Raw genomic sequence first — 24,156 nt, 5'->3', positions numbered from 1 at the left:
AACAAATGAAATTTAAAGAAATCGCTATAATTTTAGTTTCCGTCGTATTGGTCAATTGCACGTCGGATTCTAAGGGAAAAACATCGCAATCAGGTACATCGGAATTGGTTTTCCGTTTATTGGATTCGTCCAGAACGGGAATTGATTTCTCTAACGACCTCAACTATTCCAACGGTTTTAATGTCTATAAATACCGAAATTTTTATAACGGTGGAGGCGTAGCCATAGGTGACATTAATAACGATAGTCTCCCCGACATTTATTTTACGGCGAACCAGGAAACGAACAAGCTTTATCTGAACTTGGGGGACTTTGAGTTTAAGGACATTACGGCTTCGGCCAAGGTGGGCGGGGAAAGACCTTGGTCGACGGGAGTAACCATGGTAGACATTAATGCAGATGGGTTCCTGGATGTCTATGTTTGCAATTCCGGCGATTTAAAAGGGGAGAACAAACAAAACGAACTTTTTATCAATAATGGTAATCTTACCTTTACCGAGATGGCTTCCGAATACAATTTGGATGACAAGGGTTTCTCGACCCATGCCTCATTCTTCGATTATGATAAGGACGGTGATCTAGACGCCTATATCCTGAACAATTCGTACCAGGCCATCGGGAGCTTCGACTTAAGAAGAAACGAACGTCCGAAGCGCGATCTTTTGGGTGGCGATAAACTGATGGAAAATGTTGACGGCAAATTCGTTGACGTTAGCGAAAAGGCTGGTATTTATGGTAGCGTTGTCGGTTTCGGTCTAGGGGTTACCGTTGGCGATGTCAACAATGACGGTTGGGAAGACATTTACGTTTCAAACGATTTCTTTGAACGGGACTATCTGTATATCAATAACAGGAACGGGACCTTTACAGAAGATCTTGAAAACGAAATCTCGGCGACCAGTGGTGCCTCTATGGGGGCTGATATGGCAGATATCAATAACGATGGCTATAACGATATCTTCGTGACCGAAATGCTTCCTTCGGAGTATGAACGTCTGAAAACCGTAACCACCTTCGAGGATTGGGACAAATATCAATTGAAATTAAAAAGTGGTTACCATCATCAATTTACACGAAATACATTTCAACTCAATAATAGAGACGATTCATTTAGTGAAATAGGCAGGTTAAGTGGTGTAGAAGCCTCTGACTGGAGCTGGGGAGCCCTTATATTCGATATGGACAACGACGGACTCAAAGATTTGTTCATTGCGAACGGTATTTATAGAGACCTCACCAACCAAGATTACCTTCAATTCATATCAAGTGAAGAAGTAATCAAATCGATCATCTCCAATGACTCGATCAACTATGCAAAATTGATAGACATCATTCCATCCAACAAGCTCAAAAATCACGCCTATAAAAATCAAGGCAATCTCGCCTTTACCGATTTCAACGGTTCAGGCTTACAGACGGAGAGCTTTTCAAATGGTGCTGCGTACGGTGACCTTGACAATGACGGAGACTTAGATTTGGTCGTCAACAATCTGAACATGAAGGCCTTCGTCTACCAGAATACTACGATTGAAAATAATAAAGGTAACTTTATCAGACTCGTACTTGAGGGCGAGGGAAAAAATCGCAACGCCATCGGTGCGAAAATAGAGGAAATTACTACGAATGTGTTTATTGAAAATCAACCCGTTCGGGGCTTTCAGTCCAGTATGGACCCCCGCACGCTAATCGGTTTACAATCGGACGACCCAATTTCCTTAAAAGTAACCTGGCCGTCAGGCAAACAAACCTTGCTTGTTGATGAATCGGTGAACAAGACCCTATTTCTATCCGAAAAGGATGCCACGATTTCGCCTGTATCGGATAAACCGATTGAAAATTCGCTTTTCACGAAATTATCGGACTATGTCGATTACAAGCATACCGAAAACAGGTTTGTCGATTTTGATAGAGATCGTTTACTGAACCATATGACCAGTACCGAAGGCCCTAAGATGGCAATGGCGGATGTGAATGGCGATGGACGAAACGACCTGTTTATCGGCGGATCAAAAGGCAACCCCGGACGTCTTTATCTCGCTTCGGAAAATAATTTGAAAGCCGGTAAAAATTCTATTTTCGACAAAAACATGAATTCAGAAGACGCGGCCAGCCTGTTTTTTGATGCGGATGGCGATGGTGATCAAGACCTGTATGTCTGTAGTGGCGGAGTTGAATTTTCACAGTATGCCGCTGCCTTTCAAGACCGCTTGTATTTCAACAATGGGGACGGTGTTTTTGAACAATCAGATCAAAAACTCCCAACGAAAAAAGGAGTTCATAGCACATCGACGGTTATAAGTGCTGATGTAGACCAGGATGGGGACTTAGATCTTTTTGTGGGCGAACGTATGGTTCCCCTAAAATACGGCCAACCCTGCTCCGGATTTATTTTGGAAAATGACGGCAAAGGGAATTTCTCTGATATCACCAAAAAGGCCGCGAATGGACTCCAAAATATTGGAATGATCACTGATGCCCTGTTCGAGGATTTAGACCAAGATGGTGACCAAGATTTGGTTGTTGTTGGAGAGTTCATGGGCATTCTTTTGTTCATTAATGACAAGGGCGTGTTTACCCAAAAAGAAAATAGTAAAATTGCGGATTTAAAGGGATGGTGGAATACGATTCATGCCGCCGATTTGGATAATGACGGCGATACCGATTTTATCGTTGGCAACCATGGCTTGAACAGCCGGTTTAAAGCGACCAGCGAACGACCGATAACATTGTATTCCAAGGATTTTGATAAAAATGGCTTTATCGATCCCATAATGACCTTCCGTGCGGCTAACGGGAAAGATTATCCTTATGCCCTGAGACACAACCTCATCGATCAAATCAGAGGCCTTAAAAAAAGATTTCCGAATTATGATTCTTTCAAGGACGCCGATATTGGCAAAATCTTTTCCGAAGAGGAATTGAAAGACGCCACCGTATCGCAAGTGTCCGAACTCGCAACGGTAGTCCTGGTAAACAATGGTGGTTTTAATTTTGAAAAAATTGTTTTACCGATCGAGGCACAATTTTCGAACGTGTACGCCATAGAAACGGAAGACTTCGATGGCGATGGAGATCAGGATATCGTTCTGGGGGGCAACCTCTACAACGTGAAGCCCGAAATAGGGCGTTACGACGCATCTTATGGCACCTACATCGAAAACTTGGGAGGCATGGACTTTAAAACCAATATCGCGGACAAACGCTTCTCCGTTAAGGGGGAAATTCGCGATTTCAAGCTGGATGGGCATAAGCTTTTCGTAGCCCGAAATAGCGATTCTTTGGTCGTACTGAAGTATTAATGGCATACCGTATGTAAGATTGGCTTTGCAGTGGATGGGCCGATGAGACCCATTGGAATCACAAAGGATCACCTAACCAGTGCTGAACATAGTGATTCGCTGGTAATAATTAATTGTAGAAAATGAAGAAAATAACGCTGGTATCACTTCTCGTTTTTGCGCTTTTCACAAACTGCAAAAACGAGAAAGTAGAAGCCGAACCAAAAGCGGCCATTTATTTTGAAAACCTTCCTGCCGATAGTACAGGTATTGACTTTTCAAATGAGCTAACCCATAAAGACAATTTGAATATTATTGAATACCTCTATTACTATAATGGAGGTGGAGTCGCTGTGGGAGATATCAATAACGATGGTTTGGATGATATATACTTCTCCGCAAACCAGTCAACCGATAAGTTATATCTAAACCTGGGAAATCTTAAATTCCAGGATATCACGGCGCAGGCTGGACTGGAAACCGATGCCACATGGTCTACCGGTGTAACTATGGAAGATGTAAACAACGATGGGCTCTTGGATATCTACGTCTCCAAAGTTGGAAGTTACAAAGATTTAAAAGCCCATAATCTCTTATACATCAACAAAGGGGATGCTACCTTCAAGGAATCTTCCTCCGAATACGGTTTAGACTTTTCCGGTTTGTCTACCCAAGCCTCTTTTTTCGATTATGACAACGATGGTGATATGGATGTGTATTTGATGAACCATTCCGTTCATAATTCAGATAGCTATGGCGATATCGGCAAACGTGTATTGGTCGATTCCATTGCAGGAGATAAATTATTTGAGAACCAGTTGCATGAAGGTGTTGCCACGTTTATCGATGTCACCGAATCCGCACAAATATACAGCAGTGCTTTGGGGTATGGTTTGGCCTTGGCGACCACGGATATCAATAAAGATGGCTTGATCGACATTTATGTGGGCAACGATTTTCATGAAAACGACTACCTGTACATCAATCAAGGAGATAAAACCTTTGAAGAGTCGAGCGCATCCTATCTGCAGCACACGGCCCGATTCACGATGGGGATAGATGTTGCCGATCTCAACAATGATTCGTATTTGGATTTGTTCTCGTTGGACATGATGCCCTTCGACCATGAAATATTCCTGAAATCCGGCGGGGAAGACTCGGACAATATCTATCGAATCAAGAAAAATTTCGGTTTTCAAACGCAGTACGCCAGAAATACATTGCAACTCAATCGAGGTAATGGCATATTCTCCGACATTGCGCTGATGACGGAAACCCATGCTACCGATTGGAGCTGGTCAAGCTTGATCGAAGACTACGATAACGATGGCCGTAACGATATCTACGTGACCAATGGCATTTATAAAAGACCAAATGACCTCAATTATATCAACTATTTGAGCAATGTTGATTTTGCCAAATACGATGGGGCGAAGCGTAATGAAATTGAAAAAAAATTGGTCGACATGATGCCGACGATCAATATTCCGAACGTCGTTTTCCGGAACAAGGGTAATTTTGAATTCGAAAGGCTGACCTCCTCGGCCGGACAAAGCCCCTCCTATTCAAATGGTGCTGCCTATAGCGATTTAGATAATGATGGTGATATCGATATCGTGGTCAATAATATCAATCAAAAAGCCTCGGTTTTGGAAAATAAAAGCGAAGCCGATACCACCCGAAACCATATTTCAATTACATTAAAAGGAAATGATAGCCTTTTCAACCCGACCGGTTCAAAATTGACGCTGTATGCCGATAACCACAAGTTTTATAAGGAATTAAGTGTCAATCGCGGTTTTCAATCGGCATCTACGCGAAAGCTTCATTATGGACTAGGTACGATTTCAAAAGTCGATTCGCTGGTGGTACAATGGCTTGATGGCCGAACACAAATCATAAAAGATCTCTCCATTAACAAAGAGAATAATATTCAAAGAAATTCAAATACCGTAAAAACGGTGGCCCGCACTACCCCATTAGAAACAGCGCTGGAAGAATTCGCTTTCAGACACTTAGAAAATAACTATGTTGATTACGACAGGGAGGTTTTAATGCCGGAAAAGCTATCCGCAGAAGGTCCCGCAGCGGTTCAAGCCGACTTTAACGGCGACGGTTTGGATGACCTTTACCTAGGAGGGGCCAAATATCAGTCTCCCTCACTCTATTTGAAGAACCCTGATGGCTCTTATACGGTTTCAAAAGAAGGCGATTTTGGCAACGATAACATTTATGAGGATGTAGATGCGATAGCCCTTGACATCGACAATGATTCCGATTTGGACCTCTATGTCATGACCGGGGGCAATGAAAATGCCGAGAGTAGCGATTATTTAGAGGACCGCATTTACATAAACGATGGAAATGCCCTCTTTAGGCGATTACCATTGGATTTGATAAAAACGAACGGAGGTAGTGTCTCTTCCGCCGATTTTGACAAAGATGGCCATCTAGACCTATTTATTGGCAGCAGATCTATACCGGGCAATTACGGCTTATCGCCGTACAGCTTTATTTTAAAAAATAACGGGAAGGGACAATTCATTATTGTTAAAAAGATTCGCATGGGTATGGTGACCGATAGCGAATGGTCCGATATCAATGGCGATGGCGAACTTGACTTGGTGGTGGTCGGTGATTGGATGCCTATTACGGTATACCTAAATCAGGGAGATTCTGAATTTAAAAACGCCACAAAGGAAATGGGGCTAGACGAGACCTATGGTATGTGGAATGTTGTCGCGGTTGCAGATATCGATAAAAATGGTAAAAATGACATCGTCGCAGGTAATGCCGGGCTGAACTTTAAATTAAAGGCTTCCCCTGAAAACCCGGTTCATTTGTACATAGACGATTTTGATGACAACGGTTCCGCAGATCCGATTATCTTTTACGACTTTTTCGGGCACCAAGTACCCTTTGCCTCCAAGGATAAACTGGTTACGCAAATTCCTTCTATAAAAAAGGATTTTCTTGATTACGAGACTTTTTCGAAAATCGATAATATCACGGATTTGACTGGAAAAAAAATTGATGAAATCCTTGAAATCAAAAAGCTTACGGAACTCCGATCTATGGCATATTTCAACAAAAATGCTGTTTTTACAGCCGTACCCTTACCAAAGGAAGCGCAAATGAGCAGTGTAGAGGATTTGCTCATTACGACGGAGGATGAAAAAACGCGCATTACGTTTGTCGGAAATTATATGGATTACACCAATGAACTTGGTAATAGCGATGCCAACTCCGGAGGCGTTTTAAAAATCTCGGAGAATCAAAAAATTAGTTTTGAAAAATACTTGCCGCTACCAGCTGGCTTGAATTCGAGAAAAATCCTTAAAGTGAACGACACCACCTATCTGGTCATTTCCAACAATGATAATTCTTATCTTATAGACCCAATGAATAATCGATAATACCATGAAACCCATTCTTTCAAAAATTTTTCTGTGCGGTATGCTACTCTTGGCCATGTCATGTTCGAGTGACGACGCTCCGGAAATTATGGAAGTTGAGCTTACCTGTTTTGATGGCATTTTAAACGGTGATGAGGTAACCGTTGATTGCGGAGGTGCATGCCCTGGGTTTTGCCCAACGGAATCAGAAGGGATTTTGGAAGGTGAACTGGTGAGTAGAATTCAACTCGAGGCGAGTGTGGAATATCGCCTGACCGGTCCCTATTTGGTTCGTGACAAAGCGGAACTTTCCATTCCTGCAGGTACTGTCATCAAAGCCGACCCAGGAAAAGGAGCCTATATTGCAGTGGCCCAGGGCGGGCGACTTAATGTGTTTGGCCAACCTGATAACCCCGTTATCATAACTTCAGGGGCTCAAAATCCGGTCCCGGGCGACTGGGGAGGCATCGTTATTTCCGGAAGAGCGCCCATAAATGGAGAGAACCTGGGACGATCGGATATCATAGACATTTTCTATGGTGGCTCTACGGCTACCGATACTTCAGGAGTCCTTAACTATTTACGTGTAGAATACGCCGGTGCCGAAGTAAATGACCGGAAGTTCGATGCCATTGCTTTTTACGGTGTGGGATCATTAACTACGGTGACTAGGGTACAAGCGTTCGAGAGTTTGGGGAACGGAATTCGGTTTATCGGCGGTACGGTAAACACCAAATGGGTCGTGGCCACGAATAACGGCGAAAATGCCATTGCCATGACCAATGATTGGAGCGGAAAGGGCGAATTCTGGCACCTTTCCGGCAGTAAGAATGCTGGAATCCAAATTAGGAGCGATATTGAAAACCCGCCTCAAACCGCCATCGATTCAATTCGGAATATCAGCATTATAGGACCCTCCCTTGAAATAGGTTTGGATTACACCAGCGGAAATGGCAGGTACACCTTTACGAATGTCTACACCAACGGCCTAAGTACGGGCATTAGAGTAGATAATGCTGTTGTTTCGTCGAACATAGAGCTTGGAAACCTGCAATTGGACTCGGTTGAATTTGACAACCCGCAAATCGATTTTATTCCCACAAACTATACGGGCGATAATACCTCATTCTACACCGAGGCCACAACTGACGGGGCGGGCAATAGGGCACAACTTCCAAATTGGACCAATGGCTGGACAAGAGGAATCGATTGACTTGTCATTTACCGAACGAAAATCGATTGTTGTACGGATACGGGAATATTTCCATCGGCAAACCCTTCAACCGAAATGATAAATTCGCCCGTTACATCTGAAGTAAAGAAGTTGATTTGGATAGTCCCACCTTCTACCTCTAGTATGGGATTCCATAATAATTGTATCCTATCATCCGGTAAACTAGAATTGGAGGCACCTTCTTCGTGGCTTTGAATGAAATAGTTCTTACTGTTTTGTGGTTTAAAAATGGTAGTTGCAGAATAAGCACTGCGCGCGCTCAAAGCATCAAACCCGCTGCCGTTTTTGGTCTTGATCATCAAAGCACCAAGATAAACTTCGGGACCGAAAATCAGTTTGTGTTGCATTACTGTAATTTCTTGAATGGTACGGGCGTCATATTCCAATAGCGCATTATGGTCCTGCACATGCACGCCATCCATAAGAATGAGCGGCAACAATTCCGAAGAAGCCGCATAGTCAAAGCCTTTAACCTTTATGACATAATCATCCTGCCCTACCCTTTGTCTGGAAACATCCTTTATGATTTCTACGATAGTCTCCCCTAGCGTTTTGAACCTGGTATAATCGTCAAGTACAAAGACCTTGCGTTCCTTATTGTCAAAAATTTGTTCCACTGGTTTAAATAGCAGGGAATCCGGTCTAAATTGAAAATAGGAGTTTTCGATTTGATTGTGTACACTGCGCTCTAAAATTTCCGATTTTAACGATGATGCCAAATCAACTTCCTCAAATAGTAATTTTGAATACTGCAAAGGGTCGGGTTCGTCTAACATAACAGTATACCTTTCAGGCTGTTCGGTCAAAACCTGGAAAAGCATCTTATCCCCTCCGTACTGCTCATTAACATTGAAACAAAAACTACCAGCTGCATCGGTCATTACGGCATCAAAATAGAAATTTTCCCCCGGAACGGATATCGCCAACTTTAGATTGTCGACCCGATAATCATTTTCGACAGCTGTCACCTTACCACAAAAAAGCTCCCCTCTCAGTTCTGGCAAATAGACTTGCTGCCCTTTTCCGCCTACATATCCGTTTTTTTGGGGAGAAATCCCTTTTAAAAATTCAAAAGATCTCTGCGGTATGGCTCCTTTCAGTGCGTCTTTTCTACGGACGGAAACCGAATAACTACCATTTACCTTCACTCCTTCATTTCGCGCTTTCAAAACGACGGAAACTTGCTCCCTTTCTGTATAATTCTCCGTTTCGATGAAAATCTGCAATGGTCCCACATCGGAAATCGCTTCTACATCCATTTCCGCTTTAATCGATGACTCGAGGCTTTTATCCACCAGGATTGTATCGCCTTCCACTGATTGCGCCACCCGAACGCCCGATTGGTCCGATTGGTACGGATTGATAATCGTGATGTCCGCTTGGTAAAAATCGGAAAGGTCACCATTCCGCATCCACTGCGTGTACGCCAAAAGTTTATAACTGCCGGATGAAACAGTTGTTGGAATAAAAAAATCGCCGTAACCCCGACCGTCTTCCAACCGGATTTTATGCTTAAAAACCTGATCCCCATCAGTACCGACAAGTTCGACGTAGGCTATTTTACTGATATCACTGATGTCTAGAGGGTTTGCCTGAAAACAGTACAAGGAGTAATAAAGATATTCACCAGTGAGCAATAGGGAAGTATTCAAATGTGCGAAAACCCGTTCCTGAGAGATGCTTTGAAAACCATTCACCTCTTCGCTGGTTTTCAACGTTTCTTGCCCCTGCGTTGCTACAAAAGCCAGTAGAAAAATCCAAACAAGAAAAACACGCTTCATAGTAAGGTTACATTTATTCTATCCAAAAATCAGGTACTTTATTGCTTCCTAAAACGGTACAGTCGCCACATGGTCTTTGCGTGGTTCGTATAGGTTGATTCGGGTCAAACCCATAAAACACGCCATTTCCGGTCTTAACCGCATCTAATAAGGATTCATTCGAGATGGTACATTCTTGCACATATGGTGGCAATTCTTCGCCCGGATAAAAATCCTCATAATCGAAAAATATACGTTTTTCATCTACTGTAGCCACCTCGAAAAAGCCCACTACCCTTTCATTTGGGTCGTTAATAGAAAATAAATTGCCAGCCAAAAAGCCCGGCTGGTCTTCCGAAAAAACATCCGACGATTGGATAAGGTCCTTTAAGGCCTCATAGTAGGCGAACGCTACCGGACTCTGCACATATTGTCTGACCAAAATACTGTACCGATGTGATAGAATATAGTTATCGCTGGAAATGAAGCGCACATTTTGCTGGGTCAATCTGTCTTCACTTAGGTTCAACGTATTGGCCAAATTGATGGTTGTCGGTCGCGCACTGCCGTAGCAAACCTCCTCTTCACGCTCCCTAAGGATTACACTAAACTCCGGCCCTTGCGATGTTTCGATAATCAGAACGACATCATAGGGACTCCAAAGCGGTGCAATTATCTTATAGGTCTCCAAAAAATCGTAGCGATAGTATTGCGAATTGCCTGAGGGGTCATAGGTGTCTACGAAAATACCCAAGCCCTCTATCCCGTTATCATTGGTGGTACGCATGGCATAGAGCGAATCTATACTTGTTTTTTCGGTCGGTAAGGTCATGGCTGTAGACCCATAGGATTTTCCGTCTTGGGTGGTAATTGAGAGTGTATACTCTGTGTTCAACTCGGCCGCGAAAGGTATTGTAGAAAAATACCTGCCAGGCGTGTCCTCTTCAAAATTATATTCACTTCCTTCATCATCGCTCAAAATCACACGCGCTTGTTCTTCTGGCAGCGGGCCTTCCTCCTCAAAGCGGTACGATCGCTGCAACAGCACTTCTTGCCTTTTAAGTTCGTTGGTTATGACCGTATTTACGACTAAGACATCGTCAAAGCCTTCTACCGTGCCCTCAAAAGGTTCGGTACATGCCTGGGATAGTAGCGCAAAGGCGCTTACTAAGAGGATAATTACTAAATGTCTTATCTGCACAACGGATAGTATCATTTTCAAATGCAATTCAATTCTTAAAATTTAAAATTAAACGTTATCGATGGTATTGGAATCGCAAAAATAGAGCTTTGCAGGGCCTTTACCTCACCCTCCTGTGAGACAAAAAATACGGAATAGGGGTTATTCCTGCCCAGAACATTATACACCGAAATCGACCAAAAACTATGGGCGAATTTCTTGACCTTGTGATTTCCCTCGATATTCAAGGAAAGATCGAGACGGTAATAATCCGGAATCCGAAATTGATTTCTATCACTATAGAGTACGAATTCGTTTCCATCGAACTCATAATTGCCAACAGGAAAGGTCACGGGCCTACCAGTCTGATATATGAAATTACCCGAGAAACTGAACCTTCTTGTCAATTTATAATTCAAGACCAAGCTAAAATCGTGTGGCTTGTCGAAGTTCGACGGAAAAAATTCACCGCTGTTTACACGCTCTTCCTGAAATTCGCTATCCAACTTAAAAAGTGATCGAGAATAGGTATAGCCCAACCATCCATTCAATTTGCCCTTGTTTTTTCTAATAAGTAATTCTACACCGTACGCCTTACCCTCACCCTGCAATATTTCGGTCTCGATGTTGGCATTTAGCTGCAACTGGGCACCTGTTTTAAAATCGGTGATATTATCCTGCTTCTTGTAAAAACCCTCTAAACTAAGTTCATAATCACTTAAATTTTGATAAATACCCAATGAAAATTGACTCGCCTGTTGTGGTTTAATGTTGCTATCGGAAAGTTTCCATGTATCGACCGGGGATACGGTCGTGTTATTGGTCAAGGTATGTATAAATTGGTAGGTGTTATTAAAACTGGCCTTAACGGATAGGCTGTCGTTCAATAAATATCTAGCCGATGCCCTTAGTTCAGGACCGCCGTAAGTTTGAAAAAAATCATTGCCCTCATATACTTCGGTAGCTACTACGGTACTTTCCGATTTGGGAAGATCTTCCCGATATATCCGTTGTTCAGAGGGCCCGATGGCCGAATAAAACGAATACCGTACTCCAAGGTCTAGCTGTAATCGATCACTGATCTTCATATTGTCGGATATGAACAGTGCGGCTTCCAACGCTTTCTCTTTCGGAATAGACAAAGATTGAATGATATCGTTCGCCCCTCTGGGTCGTATCTCGCCAGGAAGAACGGAATATAACTTTCCGGAAATACCATAGTCAAAATTATGCGCATCATTGAGCAAATATTTAAACTGTGTCTTTATTTCGGTCTCATCGATTTGAAAACCTTGTTCAAAGTTTGAATTTACACTGCCATCAAAATCAATATTAAACTTATATTGGCTATTGTTTACGATGATGCTACCCGAGCTTTTTTCACTCAGTTTACGATTGTACTTTAAACTAAGTAAACGGTTGTTATAATTAAACAGCGAATCTGATGTAATACTAAAAACATCCCCGCTCGAATACCCCGTCAAACTCACCTGATTATCTTCATTGATTCGATGGTTGTACTTGGCGATAAAATCATAAAATGAGGCTTGGCTGTCCTGCAATTGTTCATCATTTAATGCTTTCAATACCCAATCGGAATAGGCACCACGCGCACCAAGCAATAAACCGGCTTTATCCTTTAGAATGGGTAATTCTATGACCGCATTGCCCGTTACGGGGCCGATGGAAACTTCGCCCTTGACCTTCTCGGTACTGGCATCTTTACTGCTGATTTCGAATACCGAAGACAATCGACCTCCGTACTCGGCGGGAATGCTTCCCTTATAAATATTCAAATCTTTAATCGAAAAGGGATTGATCGCTTGAAAAAACCCGAAAAAATGCGAAGGGTTGTACAGTACCGCATTATCCAGTAAAATAAGGTTCTGATCGGTCTTGCCACCTCTCACATTAAAGCCGGCAGCACCTTCGCCGGCAGTAGTAACACCGGGAAGCGTGGTGGCAACCTTCAAAACATCACGTTCACCAAGCACCAAGGGAATATTTTTGGAAGCCTCGGCCCCAATTTTTGTATTTCCGGTGGAAGTATCCTCTATAGTACGTATCGCGTCGCCCTGAACGATTACCTCGTCGAGTTGCTCAACGCTTTCAGCTACCTCAAAGTCAAGATTACCGTCGCTGTAAATGATTACGTTTTTCAATGCACCGGCCGTCCCCAGCGCACTTACCTCAACCACATTCAACCCAGACGACAATTCAATCTCATAGGTGCCCCCTGCTGTGGTAACCACCCCTGTGCGAAGGTCCTTTACAATGACAGCAGCGTCGGGTACAGGCTTACCGGTTTCCGCATTTAATACTCTTCCGGACAACACGAAACGCTCTTGACGCTTACCTGAACGTTCTTTTCCGATTCTTACGGTTTCCGCCGTAGTAATCGATTGCTGTTTCACTCTGCCATAAAGCGCCGGAACAGATGAACTATTTGTCGTTTTAGCTACCTCTTTTTCCTCTTGTTCATCAAGAAAGCCATCAGGCAAATCGCTATAGATACGATTATTGCGCGTTAGAATAATTCGGTTGTCTGCGGAGATGTAAAAGTTGAGCTCGGTGTTTTCAAAAACATCGGCGAGAATATCTTCGACCAACATATTTTCATAGTTCTTACTGAGGCTCGTATCGCTCAACCACGATTCGGCATAATAAAAACGATAATCGGTCCTCGCTTCGATCGCTTTCAGGATTTCCATTACAGTGCCATCTTCGATGTTAAGAGACAGCGGCTTTCCCTTTTTCTGGCCGGTTAAGGATGAAAAAAGGAACAATGCTACAATGGTTAGACCGATTTTTTTCATTTTCCCGGCCTGTTTTGATTCAAGATTTCCGACAAATCCTGTACGACCGATTTTAGGTAAGTATCGAAATCCGTTTTCTTCAAGGACGCATGGGTATCGTGTAGTTCTTTAATTGTTTTTCGTTGCTCCGGGAAAACCGTGGCGAGATCAGTGGCTTTCTTTATTCTATAAAGGTTATTGTCATGTTCAAAGTAGTAGCTTGCGGTACTTTTGAATTCTGAATAGAGCGTTTTTTGATCCGTTCTTTTGAGCAACCGCTTATGGTGTTTTTTATATAACGAAAGGGAATCGGTTGACACTAGCACCTCGGCAAAACCGGATAGCTTTCCCCGTTCAGGATACAACAAATCTATATTCTTGAACCGATGGTTGCCCAATTGAAAAACTTCGGTATGTTCCTTTTCGAGAATTATTGCTGGAAGACCTACTACCTCGGCATTCAAGACCAATAAATTATCGTTGAATACATCATACCTGAGTTGCAGATCAAAATAGGACTGTTTATCGAAGACCACTGATCCCGAAACATACGCTGCCTTTTCGAAAAACTGATGCCTATCGGTAATGACACGGAATTCCTCATCGTACACCACTCCCTTGAAGATTCCAGAATTAGACTGCCCCGTCATACTATCGAACCAGGCATATTTTGATAGCTCCTTTTCTTGGCCGTTCAACTTTAAAGACCAGCCCAGGCATAATACCACTATACATACAATCAGATTATTGGCAGTGAAGCGATGCTCCCCATATGCTAATGACTTTTGCATTGATTTTTTCACATTCGAACTCTTAAATTCTTTCAACCATAGATCGATTTACAAAGAAGGTAATTTATTCTGGAAATAAGATATGAAAAGTTCCTCGCTGTCTTAACATCTACTCTAGCCCAAAGAAAACATCGAAGCTCCAACTGATCACAAAATACCCCTAATTTATAGAACGACCAATTTAAGGCGATACATCCGACCTAAAAAACAAAAAGCTTGAAATCAGGTGCCAATCGTCCTAAATCGGAGTAGAATATTCAACTCCAATCCTATTATTTGATACATCAAAACAAAAACAATATCTTAGGCGTTCGCAATCGATATAGGGCCAAGCTGTCTGCATGATGGAGGGGAAATGTCCAAAGCTCGAGTAACACATTTAAGAAAAATACATGTACACCATTGGTTATGACATCGGCAGTTCTTCCATAAAGGCGGCTTTGGTCGAAACGGCAACGGGAAAAAGTATTACCGTGGTCAACGAGCCGGAGGTCGAAATGGAAATGGTCGCCCTTAAGAATGGCTGGGCCGAACAAGATCCAGACGAATGGTGGAAGCACGTATGCAATGCCACCAAGCAGCTGATAAAAGCACATTCGATTTCGTCTGATGCGATTACTGGAATAGGCATTTCCTATCAAATGCACGGCTTGGTAATCGTTGACGACAATGGCGAACCGCTACGACAATCGATTATTTGGTGCGACAGTCGCGCTGTCGAAATCGGACAAAAGGCTTTTGAAGATTTGGGACCGGAAAAATGTGCGGAGCGATTACTGAATTCCCCGGCGAATTTTACAGCCTCCAAATTAAAATGGGTAAAGGAAAATGAACCTGACCTCTTTGATCGAATCGATAAGTTCATGCTTCCTGGCGATTATATTGCCTACAAGTTAGGCGGAACCATTTGTTCTACAATTTCCGGGCTTTCCGAGGGGATTTTTTGGGATTTTAAATCCAATTCGATCGCCACTTGGTTGTTGGACCATTACGGTATAACGGAAAAACTCGTTCCCGATTTTGTGGATACTTTCTCTGTGCAAGGCAAGGTTTCCGAAAAGGGGGCTTCCGAATCTGGCCTGGCCGTAGGTACACCCATTCTTTACAGGGCCGGAGATCAGCCCAACAATGCCTTGTCATTAAATGTTTTCAACCCTGGCGAGGTAGCCGCAACAGGTGGTACTTCAGGAGTCATGTATGCCATTACCGATAGCCTATCGGTTGCCGAAAGCGCACGGGTCAATAATTTTGCCCATGTCAACTATACCCTCGCAAATACCCGAATTGGTAAAATGGCCTGTATCAACGGGGCGGGTATAATGTATAGATGGTTGATGAAAAATTTAGATGTTAGCTCGTATGAAGAGATGAACGCGCTGGCCTCGTCGGTTCCTATCGGCTCGGACGGGGTTACCATACATCCCTTTGGCAACGGGGCAGAACGCGTACTGAACAATAAAACACTGGGCACCAGAATGTCCAATATCAACTTGAATAACCACGACAAGGCCCATTTGTGTCGCGCGGCATTGGAAGGAATCGCTTTTTCGTTCGTTTACGGAATGGAAATTATGAAATCGGATGGTATCGAACCCTCGGTCATACGTGCGGGAAACGACAATCTGTTCCGTTCGGATATCTTTTCGAGCACCATAGCCACGCTCATTGAACAAGAAATCGAAATATACAATACTACCGGAGCCATAGGTGCCGCTCGGGCCTGCGAATTACACAAGGGCGATTTTGATGCCTTTGGGAAACAGATTATGGACAATGATTATGAGATGGGATTTCGTCCTTCGGAAGATTCGGAAGTATATCAGAAGGCATATAGCAAATGGAAGAAGGAACTGGAGATACTGTTAGAAAAAAAATAATTCGTCCCTGCCTGCCGGCAGGCAGGTTCGCGATTAGGCACAACGAAAGAATCCGTTGAAACTAGTCGATGACTTAATTTAGTATAAAAACCATCATCAAACTTAAATAAATTGCTTCGTCGCAAAAAAGCTTCTCACAAGAACAACCAATAAACTAATAAATTCATAAACTAAAAATATGGCAGTAATAGGAGACAAAGAATACTTTAAAGGAATCGGGGAAATTAAATTTGAAGGGGCAGCATCGGATAATCCCTTAGCGTTCAAATACTACAATCCGGAACAAGTAGTTGCCGGCAAGACCATGCGCGAGCATTTCAAATTCGCCATTGCCTACTGGCATACCTTCTGCGGCCAAGGTGCCGATCCATTCGGGCCCGGAACGCAAAATTTTCCATGGGACCAACCCTCCGACGCCGTCGAGGCGGCAAAGGCCAAGGCCGATGCGGCATTCGAGTTTATCACAAAAATGGGATTCGACTACTTCTGTTTTCACGATTATGATCTCATACAGGAAGGGGCCACTTTTACCGAATCGGAAAAGCGACTGGCGACCATAGTCGAGTATATCAAGAGTAAAAAAGCGGAAGCAGGCGTAAAGTTGTTATGGGGCACGGCGAATTGCTTTTCGAACCCAAGGTATATGAACGGTGCAGCGACCAATCCCGATTTTAATGTATTGGCCCGTGCAGGCGGACAAATAAAACTGGCCTTGGATGCCACTATGGCCCTGGATGGCGAAAATTACGTCTTCTGGGGCGGTCGAGAAGGCTATATGTCGCTTCTGAATACCGACATGAAGCGCGAATTGGACCATATGGGAAGATTCCTGGGAATGGCACGGGATTATGCGAGAGCACAAGGCTTTAAAGGAAATTTCTTTATCGAGCCCAAACCTATGGAACCTATGAAACACCAGTACGATTTCGATTGTGCGACCGTTGTAGGCTTTCTGCATCAATACGGATTACAGGATGATTTCAAATTGAACATCGAGGTCAACCATGCTACCTTGGCGAGCCACACCATGCAGCACGAGTTGGAAGTTGCGGCGGCGCACGGCATGTTGGGCAGTGTAGATGCCAATCGCGGCGATTATCAGAACGGATGGGATACCGATCAATTCCCTAACAATATCGGCGAGGTTACCGAAGCCATGTTAGTTTTCTTAAAAGCAGGCGGATTGCAAGGAGGCGGCATTAACTTTGACGCGAAAATTCGAAGAAATTCTACGGATATGGACGATGTTTTTCATGCACACATAGGAGGTGCAGATACTTTTGCCAGGGCCTTATTGGTTGCCGACAAAATCATTTCATCCTCACCCTACGATGCCCTTCGCAGCAAACGTTACAGTTCGTTTGACTCCGGAAAAGGCAAGGATTTTGAAGATGGAAAGCTAGATCTTAAGGCATTATACGAGATTGCCAAAGACAATGGCGAATTGGAACTACAAAGTGGCAAGCAAGAATTGTTCGAAAACATCGTGAACCAGTATATCTAAGGAATACGACGCCATTTAAATGCCTTCAAATTACTATTTTTGAAGGCATTTTTTATTGAACCCATATGAGAACCCCTAATTTTAACATTGAAACCTCTCGTACTATCAATCCCTTAACTTTTCGTAGGGGAAAAATAATGTAGCTTTGCAGCACGAATTCTATGAACTGAAAATCAGTATTCTAAGCAAATGAAGAAATTAGTAGTTATCCTATGCCTGTGTTTTGCGGTTTTATCTTGTAAAGAAGATGTAAAGACCGCCAAAGGACCCATTGTGGTTAGCCCTGATCAGCTACATGCTTCGGTAGACATGGTTACGGAAATCATGATACATGATATCTTTTCGCCACCAGTCGCCAGCCGTGTGTTTGCCTATCCGAACATTGCGGCCTATGAGATTATGGCACAAACCAATCCTGATTACCGCCCGCTATCGGGTCAGGTAACAGACCTGGAAACCATTCCCACTATAGATTCGACCAAACAGGTGAATTCGCAACTTGCGGCGCTCATGGCGCATATGCATTTGAGTAAGACCTTGATTTTCTCGGAAGACAAATTCGAAGTTTTGGAAGATAGTCTGTACGGGGTATGGAAAAACCAGAACCTTGAGGAGTTCGAGGCGTCCAAGGATTATGCGATGCAGGTCGCCGAACACATTAAGGCGTGGATGGCAAAGGACAATTATGCCCAGACCAGGACCATGCCCAAATTTACGGTCGACACCGATGACCCTTCGCGATGGCAGCCCACACCACCTGCCTACATTGAAGGTATTGAACCGCACTGGAATAAAATAAGACCCTTTGCTATCGATTCCGCGGCGCAGTTCAAACCCGTACCGCCGCCACCGTTTTCAATGGAAAAAAATTCTCCTTTCTACAAGGAATTGGTGGAAGTATACGACATCAGCAACAAGATTACCGCTCAAGGGGATTCCTCCGAAGAGGTGGCCATTGCCAAATTTTGGGATTGTAATCCGTATGTCTCCGTTACTAGGGGGCATCTCATGTTCGCTACAAAAAAGATTTCACCGGGTGCACACTGGATCGGCATCGCCAAAATCGCTGCGAAGAAAACAAATAGTGATTTCGATACCACGCTTTTTGCCTATACCAAGACCTCTATTGCGATTGCCGATGCCTTTATTAGCTGTTGGGATGAAAAATACAGAAGTAACCTTATTCGCCCGGAAACGCTCATCAACCAACATATCGACGAGGATTGGACCCCGATTTTACAAACGCCTCCCTTTCCCGAATATTCCAGTGGCCATAGTGTAGCTTCTGGAGCTGCCTCAACGGCTCTGACCGATATTTTCGGACCCGATTTTGCCTTTGACGATGATACCGAAGTGGCCTACGGACTACCCGTAAGAAGTTTCGATTCTTTTGAGCAGGCCGCCGATGAGGCCGCCATCAGTAGAATGTACGGCGGTATTCACTATCGTGCAGCAGTAGAGGTTGGGGTGACACAAGGTCGCGATTTGGGCACTTATGTGGTGAATAAACTGCAGATGAAGACGAATCCGGACCTCGCTTCCAACTAACTAATCCCCTTTTAATTGAAGAACCGCTATTCATTTTGCCGATTATTGCCCAGCCTAAAGGTTCGTGACAACAAATCCTATGAATAGATACCTTCTCTTACTTGCCTCGGCATGGTTCGTTGGCTGTGCAGGGCATGGGCAGCTGAAATTCGTTGCCGACTTACCTTCAAGTCTTGATGAAAACTCGGGTATCGCCATGTTCAACGATTCAACGGTGTGGCTTATAGAAGACAAGGGTAACGGCGACAATATCTACAAGGTAAACCACAAAGGGGAAATCATACAGAAGCTGGAGGTCAAAAATGCCAAAAACGGGGATTGGGAGGATTTAGCAACTAATTCAAATGGCAATTTGTACATTGGGGATTTTGGAAATAATGATAACAACCGTAAAAACCTGACCATCTACAAACTTCCCAATCCGGAGACGGAACCTGGTGACAAAATAGATGCCAAAAAAATAAAATTCAGGTATCCGGAGCAAAAAGATTTCCCAGCCAAAAAAGAAGACCGGGTATTCGATGCCGAGGCCTTTTTTCACTACGGCCAAAACCTTTATATATTTACAAAGAACGACGGTAATCCGTTTACTGGAGAGACTTCGATTTACCGTGTAATAGATAAAAAAGGGAAACAGGATGCAAAATTAGTGGGTAGGCTCAACATTTGCCTCGACTGGAACACCTGTCGAATTACCTCGGCGGATATTTCACCAAATGGTAAAACTATCGTGCTTTTAGGATATGGGAAATTATGGCGATTGACGGACTTTACATTAAACGATTTTTCCGGCGTCACCATTGAGGAATTCGATTTGGGGATACGCACGCAACTGGAGTCGGTCTGCTTTTCGGACAACGACACCCTTTTTCTCTCCGACGAAAAAAGGGGTAATGAAGGAGGCAACCTATATTCCCTAGTCCTGCCTTGAGCAGGTTAAGAATCAACAAAGGCGCTAGTGCCCAACTTTTAATCTATTCGTACAGTCAAGTACTTACATTTCAGCTATCAGTCTTCGCAATCGTCGGCACGCTTAAAACCCGAATCCTATCCCAAACGAAAAACGGAGTCCGTCTACACTATTGAAAAGTGCTGCCCGAGCGGATATCAAATCGGTCATATTCAAGAAAAAACCGCCCCCATAAGAGGTATGCCAGATATTGGAGGGGTCTTCGGATTCCCATACGCGACCATAATCGAATCCCCCGTACAACCCAATGGCAGTGGGTAAAATTCCGGTTTTTACCTTTCCAAGGCTTAGTCTGATATCGGTATTTTGATAGAATGAGCGTTTGCCGGTAAACCGTTGGTTTCGGAATCCGCGCAGGCCATCTATCCCTCCAATACTTGCGCCTTGATAAAATTCGAAACCATTCCCGATATTCAAATGGGCTTTCCATTTGGTGGCCAATACCAGTTTCCCGTTCGCACTCAGTTTGTAATCGAACGACAGCGTGGGAATCACATAACCGAAAGAGCCGCCACCGCTCAGGCCGGTCTTGTACCCTATTTGCAACGACGTTGCCATTCCTATTGTCGGAAAGGCCGAATTATCGCTATTTTCATAGGTGTATTGGCCATCTATACCTGTGAAGCTACGCGTACTCTCTTCCCCATTCGCCAGATAAAAAGTATTGATAAAGCGCTCTTCCGTTTCTTCTACCTGAATGTTCTCATAGTTGATCCCTAGTCTCAATTTACTCCCCAATTGCCCCCGCCACACCAAGGACGGCGAGAAGCGCAAGGTCTGCAGTCGCACCCGATTGTAATCCAAGCTCAGGTCATCGTCTAAATTATCGGTCTCGTTGCCAAAACCAAAGAAGTTTATCGCGAAATTGGGACTGGTGAATCTTGCCGCAATTTCCAGATTGGCCTTCTCGGTAACGTTCGCGAATTCTCCGCGATAATCGAACTCTATACCACTGGTCGCGAAATAATAGGAGAGTGCGGTACGGTGCTGTTGCGTAAAAGGGTTTTGCCTAAAGCCATTGAACGTATACATATTGCTGATCCCCACTTTTATACCGTCATCGGGATTGAATCCGATAGTCGGGATGAATTGGTTGGTACTGCTCCTAAACTTTAAGGGGCGATAGGTATTGACCTCATAATTATCGGTCAGTCGCACCTTGGCCTTCGACACGTCTTTCAAGGTGTTCTTTTTGGATTTATAATCGTAAATGAACGTACCCTTGCCTGCACCTACGTCGTAAATATCATTGTTTTGCCCCCCGATCAATCTCACTTTGATACCGCTATTGTTCGTACCCTTGACCTTGAACTTATCGTCATCGTCAAGCCCGTATACCCAAACTTCTTTGGTCACGTTTTTTCGAAAGGTATTTTCGTAAAACTTCTTCTCTTTATCGCCATCGATAATACGGTATCCCTTAATTTTTACTTGCCCTTCCTTATAATTGATTTCAAACCAATCGTCCTTATCCGTACCAGTTACGACGGCATATTTATTTATTATCTCAAAGTATGCATTTGCAGTTTCCTGAAGCTGCTCGATCCGCGAGAGTAGAATTTCCTTAATGTTGTCGACCGTACCGTCCCGTACTTCTTCTGGAAATTGTTTGAAAGCGTCATCGATTATTTCCGCCGTTAGGTGTTCTTGAATGTAAGTAGCTTGCTTTAGCCATTCTTCCCTTGTTTTTTGGTTCAACAGCGCTACGTCGAGAACATATGTTTTAGGGGAGGAATTGAACCCTTTTACGTTTCTAATTTTTTTCTTGTATCCTTCCATAATCCGCAGGCTAGGGATTATTCGTGTGGCGATGTTCATAAATAAACCGTCTCCCATATTGGAGAATGCCATGTCTCTGTCCCGGGGAACCGGACGGTAAATGGTCTTTTTTGATTTCTTTCCTTTTTTGTTTTTGCCTTCGAATTCGGCCCAGCGCCACTGGTCTACATGACGATCCCAATCGCCTATGGCCATATCGAACAAACGGGCGCGCAGATAGGCATCCGAATCCACTTCATACTTTTCGTCATCGCGAAGATTATCGAACATATCGTCGGTACTCTTTAGTTCTCTGCTAAAACCAAAACTTTCAATGTCATGGTCGTCTCCTGCGTGTTCCTCGATCATATACAGCTCGTTTCCGAAATCGGTATTGTATTGGTCAAGAGCCGGTTGTTTCGGAACATAATAGAGCGTCGGGTTGGTGTGATAAAGACCAACGGCGTCGGATAGTTTGCCAATAGTAAAAGGCGCATACGGATTAGCTCCGGTATAAAAATCCATCAGAAACTCCTGTAAATAGCTATCTTCTAAATCGTCGATAACGTATTGCTCTTGAAAGACCATGGCCTGTAAGTAGAGTTCCGAAACCTTCCGTAAGGCCCGCATCACGTACTCCTTTCCATCTTTGTGACGTAAGCGCAACGACTTGGATTGGTGTCCCCCGCCTTTCCGTACTGGTTTTAAGCCACCGAAGAGCGTATCTAAGTTTACGGTAGGAGCAGTAACATTGGTAGCATAATATTTTCGATAGCGCTCACCCCACAGACCTTTGAAAAATCCACTTTTATCAATTTCATCCTCGGTATAAATGGAAGCGCTGTAGGTCGCTGGGAACACCTCATCGTATTTCTCTTCATTGATTTCCCTATCCGGGGCAAAGACGTTCGTAGTAAATAAAAACTCCTCAGTATCGCTTTCATCATTCACCCCATAAAAGCGAACCCGCGATGAGCCGTCGGTATAAACTTCCAAGGTGGCGTAGCCCATATGCCCAGTGGAGAACTGACTTCCGTTCAAAAGCCGTGTCCACCCCTTTTTTGCGCCAGAACCACTAACAATTTGCGGAGTGCTGTTCTCAACGATATATTGCAGTGTGTGCTCGTGACCCGACACAAAAATGACCTTATCGGAATATTGTGCCAAGGTGACCAAGCGCTTTTTCAGTTCGGTATAGCGCTTATTTTGGATGTCGGCAATAGACGCCCCTGTGGTTCTTCGGAGCACATTTACAAAAGTGCCCAAAAAAGGCACCGGGCCAATGTTGCTCTTTGGGTATAAATGCTGTTTCACACTATATTGACCCCCATGCGAACCGTAGCTGAACATCGGGTGGTGAAATGCCATTACGATGGTTTTGCCGGCATTTTTTTTAATCTCGCTCTCGATTTCCTCAAAAAGTTTTTCACGGTCTTTGATCTCGCATTTGTCATTGATATCGGGACGCTTGTTCCAATTCGTGAGGTACCATTCCGTATCCAACGCGATGATGATGATTTGATCATTGACCTCGATGGTTTTCATAGGACAGCCATCCTCCGGAAAGAATACTTCCTTACTATCCAATTTCTCCTGTATGTACTTCTGTTCACGTTCCAACCCTACGAGACCTTCGGTGTACCAATCGTGATTACCGGGAATGAAGAAAGGCTTCCCTTTATAGTTCTCCAGCGTCTTGAGTTGGGCATCCAGGTCGTTTTTGGCATTTACATATGCGGCCGTAGAATCTTTTTTATCAGGCATACCCGCAGGGTAGATATTATCTCCCAAGAAAATCGCCGTACTGTTCTCATCGGCCTTGTCCAATCGATCCTTGAAAATGGTCAAAGCTTTGTTCATTCCGCCAAAGGGCGAGAGACCGGCGTCGCCCACTAGATAAAACGTATGCGAAACCTCTTTTGTAGTAGGGGCATCGTCTGCATTGGCGGTATCTAGATACTTGCTTTTGTATGTGGCACAGCCCGTAAATAGTGCGAGCAATACAATTAGTATAAAATGTTTAGTGATAACGACACCCTTCATTAGTTATATTTTGTAATTTGGAA

12 protein-coding genes are annotated in these 24,156 nt (G+C 43.7%); 7 read left to right on the top strand and 5 right to left on the bottom strand.

Annotated features, from left to right (window positions below; translation table 11 throughout):
* The first annotated feature begins 5 nt into the window (after window positions 1-5).
* From FGM00_RS00335 to FGM00_RS00325, 3 genes are all read left to right on the top strand, one after another.
* Entirely contained in the window at window positions 6-3,299 is a 3,294-nt protein-coding gene (locus FGM00_RS00335) for a VCBS repeat-containing protein (RefSeq protein WP_138850996.1), read from the top strand.
* Window positions 3,300-3,421: 122 nt separating this feature from the next.
* Window positions 3,422-6,694, top strand: coding sequence for a VCBS repeat-containing protein (locus tag FGM00_RS00330; protein WP_138850995.1), 3,273 nt, complete (start codon window positions 3,422-3,424; stop codon window positions 6,692-6,694).
* Window positions 6,695-6,698: 4 nt separating this feature from the next.
* Window positions 6,699-7,886: a hypothetical protein gene (locus FGM00_RS00325; protein ID WP_138850994.1), complete on the top strand. Its 1,188-nt coding sequence runs from the start codon at window positions 6,699-6,701 to the stop codon at window positions 7,884-7,886.
* Between the two features lie 8 nt (window positions 7,887-7,894).
* Here FGM00_RS00325 and FGM00_RS00320 read toward each other — a convergent pair whose 3' ends face one another.
* From FGM00_RS00320 to FGM00_RS00305, 4 genes are read right to left on the bottom strand one after another with little or no spacing between them, the layout of a single operon-like run.
* Window positions 7,895-9,688: a hypothetical protein gene (locus tag FGM00_RS00320; protein ID WP_138850993.1), complete on the bottom strand. Its 1,794-nt coding sequence runs from the start codon at window positions 9,686-9,688 to the stop codon at window positions 7,895-7,897.
* Between the two features lie 13 nt (window positions 9,689-9,701).
* Window positions 9,702-10,883, bottom strand: a complete 1,182-nt coding sequence (locus FGM00_RS00315; protein WP_138850992.1) for a DUF4249 domain-containing protein — start codon at window positions 10,881-10,883, stop codon at window positions 9,702-9,704.
* 20 nt (window positions 10,884-10,903) lie between these two features.
* Window positions 10,904-13,663 (bottom strand): TonB-dependent receptor, encoded by a 2,760-nt coding sequence (locus tag FGM00_RS00310; protein WP_175416158.1) that lies wholly within the window; start codon window positions 13,661-13,663, stop codon window positions 10,904-10,906.
* Window positions 13,660-14,433 carry a hypothetical protein gene (locus FGM00_RS00305; protein ID WP_138850991.1) on the bottom strand — a complete coding sequence of 258 codons (774 nt, stop codon included), beginning with the start codon at window positions 14,431-14,433 and terminating at the stop codon, window positions 13,660-13,662. The genes FGM00_RS00310 and FGM00_RS00305 overlap by 4 nt, the downstream gene beginning before the upstream one ends.
* A gap of 392 nt (window positions 14,434-14,825) precedes the next feature.
* Here FGM00_RS00305 and FGM00_RS00300 point away from each other — a divergent pair, with 392 nt between their 5' ends.
* The 4 genes from FGM00_RS00300 to FGM00_RS00285 all read left to right on the top strand — a co-directional run bounded on the left by FGM00_RS00300 (window position 14,826) and on the right by FGM00_RS00285 (window position 20,293).
* Window positions 14,826-16,310 carry a xylulokinase gene (locus tag FGM00_RS00300; RefSeq protein ID WP_138850990.1) on the top strand — a complete coding sequence of 495 codons (1,485 nt, stop codon included), beginning with the start codon at window positions 14,826-14,828 and terminating at the stop codon, window positions 16,308-16,310.
* A 178-nt stretch (window positions 16,311-16,488) separates the two neighbouring features.
* Window positions 16,489-17,814 carry a xylose isomerase gene (gene xylA, locus FGM00_RS00295; RefSeq protein WP_138850989.1) on the top strand — a complete coding sequence of 442 codons (1,326 nt, stop codon included), beginning with the start codon at window positions 16,489-16,491 and terminating at the stop codon, window positions 17,812-17,814.
* 189 nt (window positions 17,815-18,003) lie between these two features.
* Window positions 18,004-19,362 carry a vanadium-dependent haloperoxidase gene (locus tag FGM00_RS00290; protein ID WP_138850988.1) on the top strand — a complete coding sequence of 453 codons (1,359 nt, stop codon included), beginning with the start codon at window positions 18,004-18,006 and terminating at the stop codon, window positions 19,360-19,362.
* Between the two features lie 79 nt (window positions 19,363-19,441).
* The gene (locus FGM00_RS00285; RefSeq protein ID WP_138850987.1) at window positions 19,442-20,293 is read left to right on the top strand and encodes a hypothetical protein; all 852 of its coding nucleotides are present in this window, start codon (window positions 19,442-19,444) and stop codon (window positions 20,291-20,293) included.
* Window positions 20,294-20,395: 102 nt separating this feature from the next.
* Here FGM00_RS00285 and FGM00_RS00280 read toward each other — a convergent pair whose 3' ends face one another.
* Window positions 20,396-24,133: a metallophosphoesterase gene (locus FGM00_RS00280; RefSeq protein WP_138850986.1), complete on the bottom strand. Its 3,738-nt coding sequence runs from the start codon at window positions 24,131-24,133 to the stop codon at window positions 20,396-20,398.
* Window positions 24,134-24,156 lie beyond the last annotated feature (23 nt).

Source organism: Aggregatimonas sangjinii (assembly GCF_005943945.1).
Lineage (GTDB): Bacteria > Bacteroidota > Bacteroidia > Flavobacteriales > Flavobacteriaceae > Pelagihabitans > Pelagihabitans sangjinii.
This window is presented reverse-complemented; position numbering and strand designations above follow the sequence as displayed.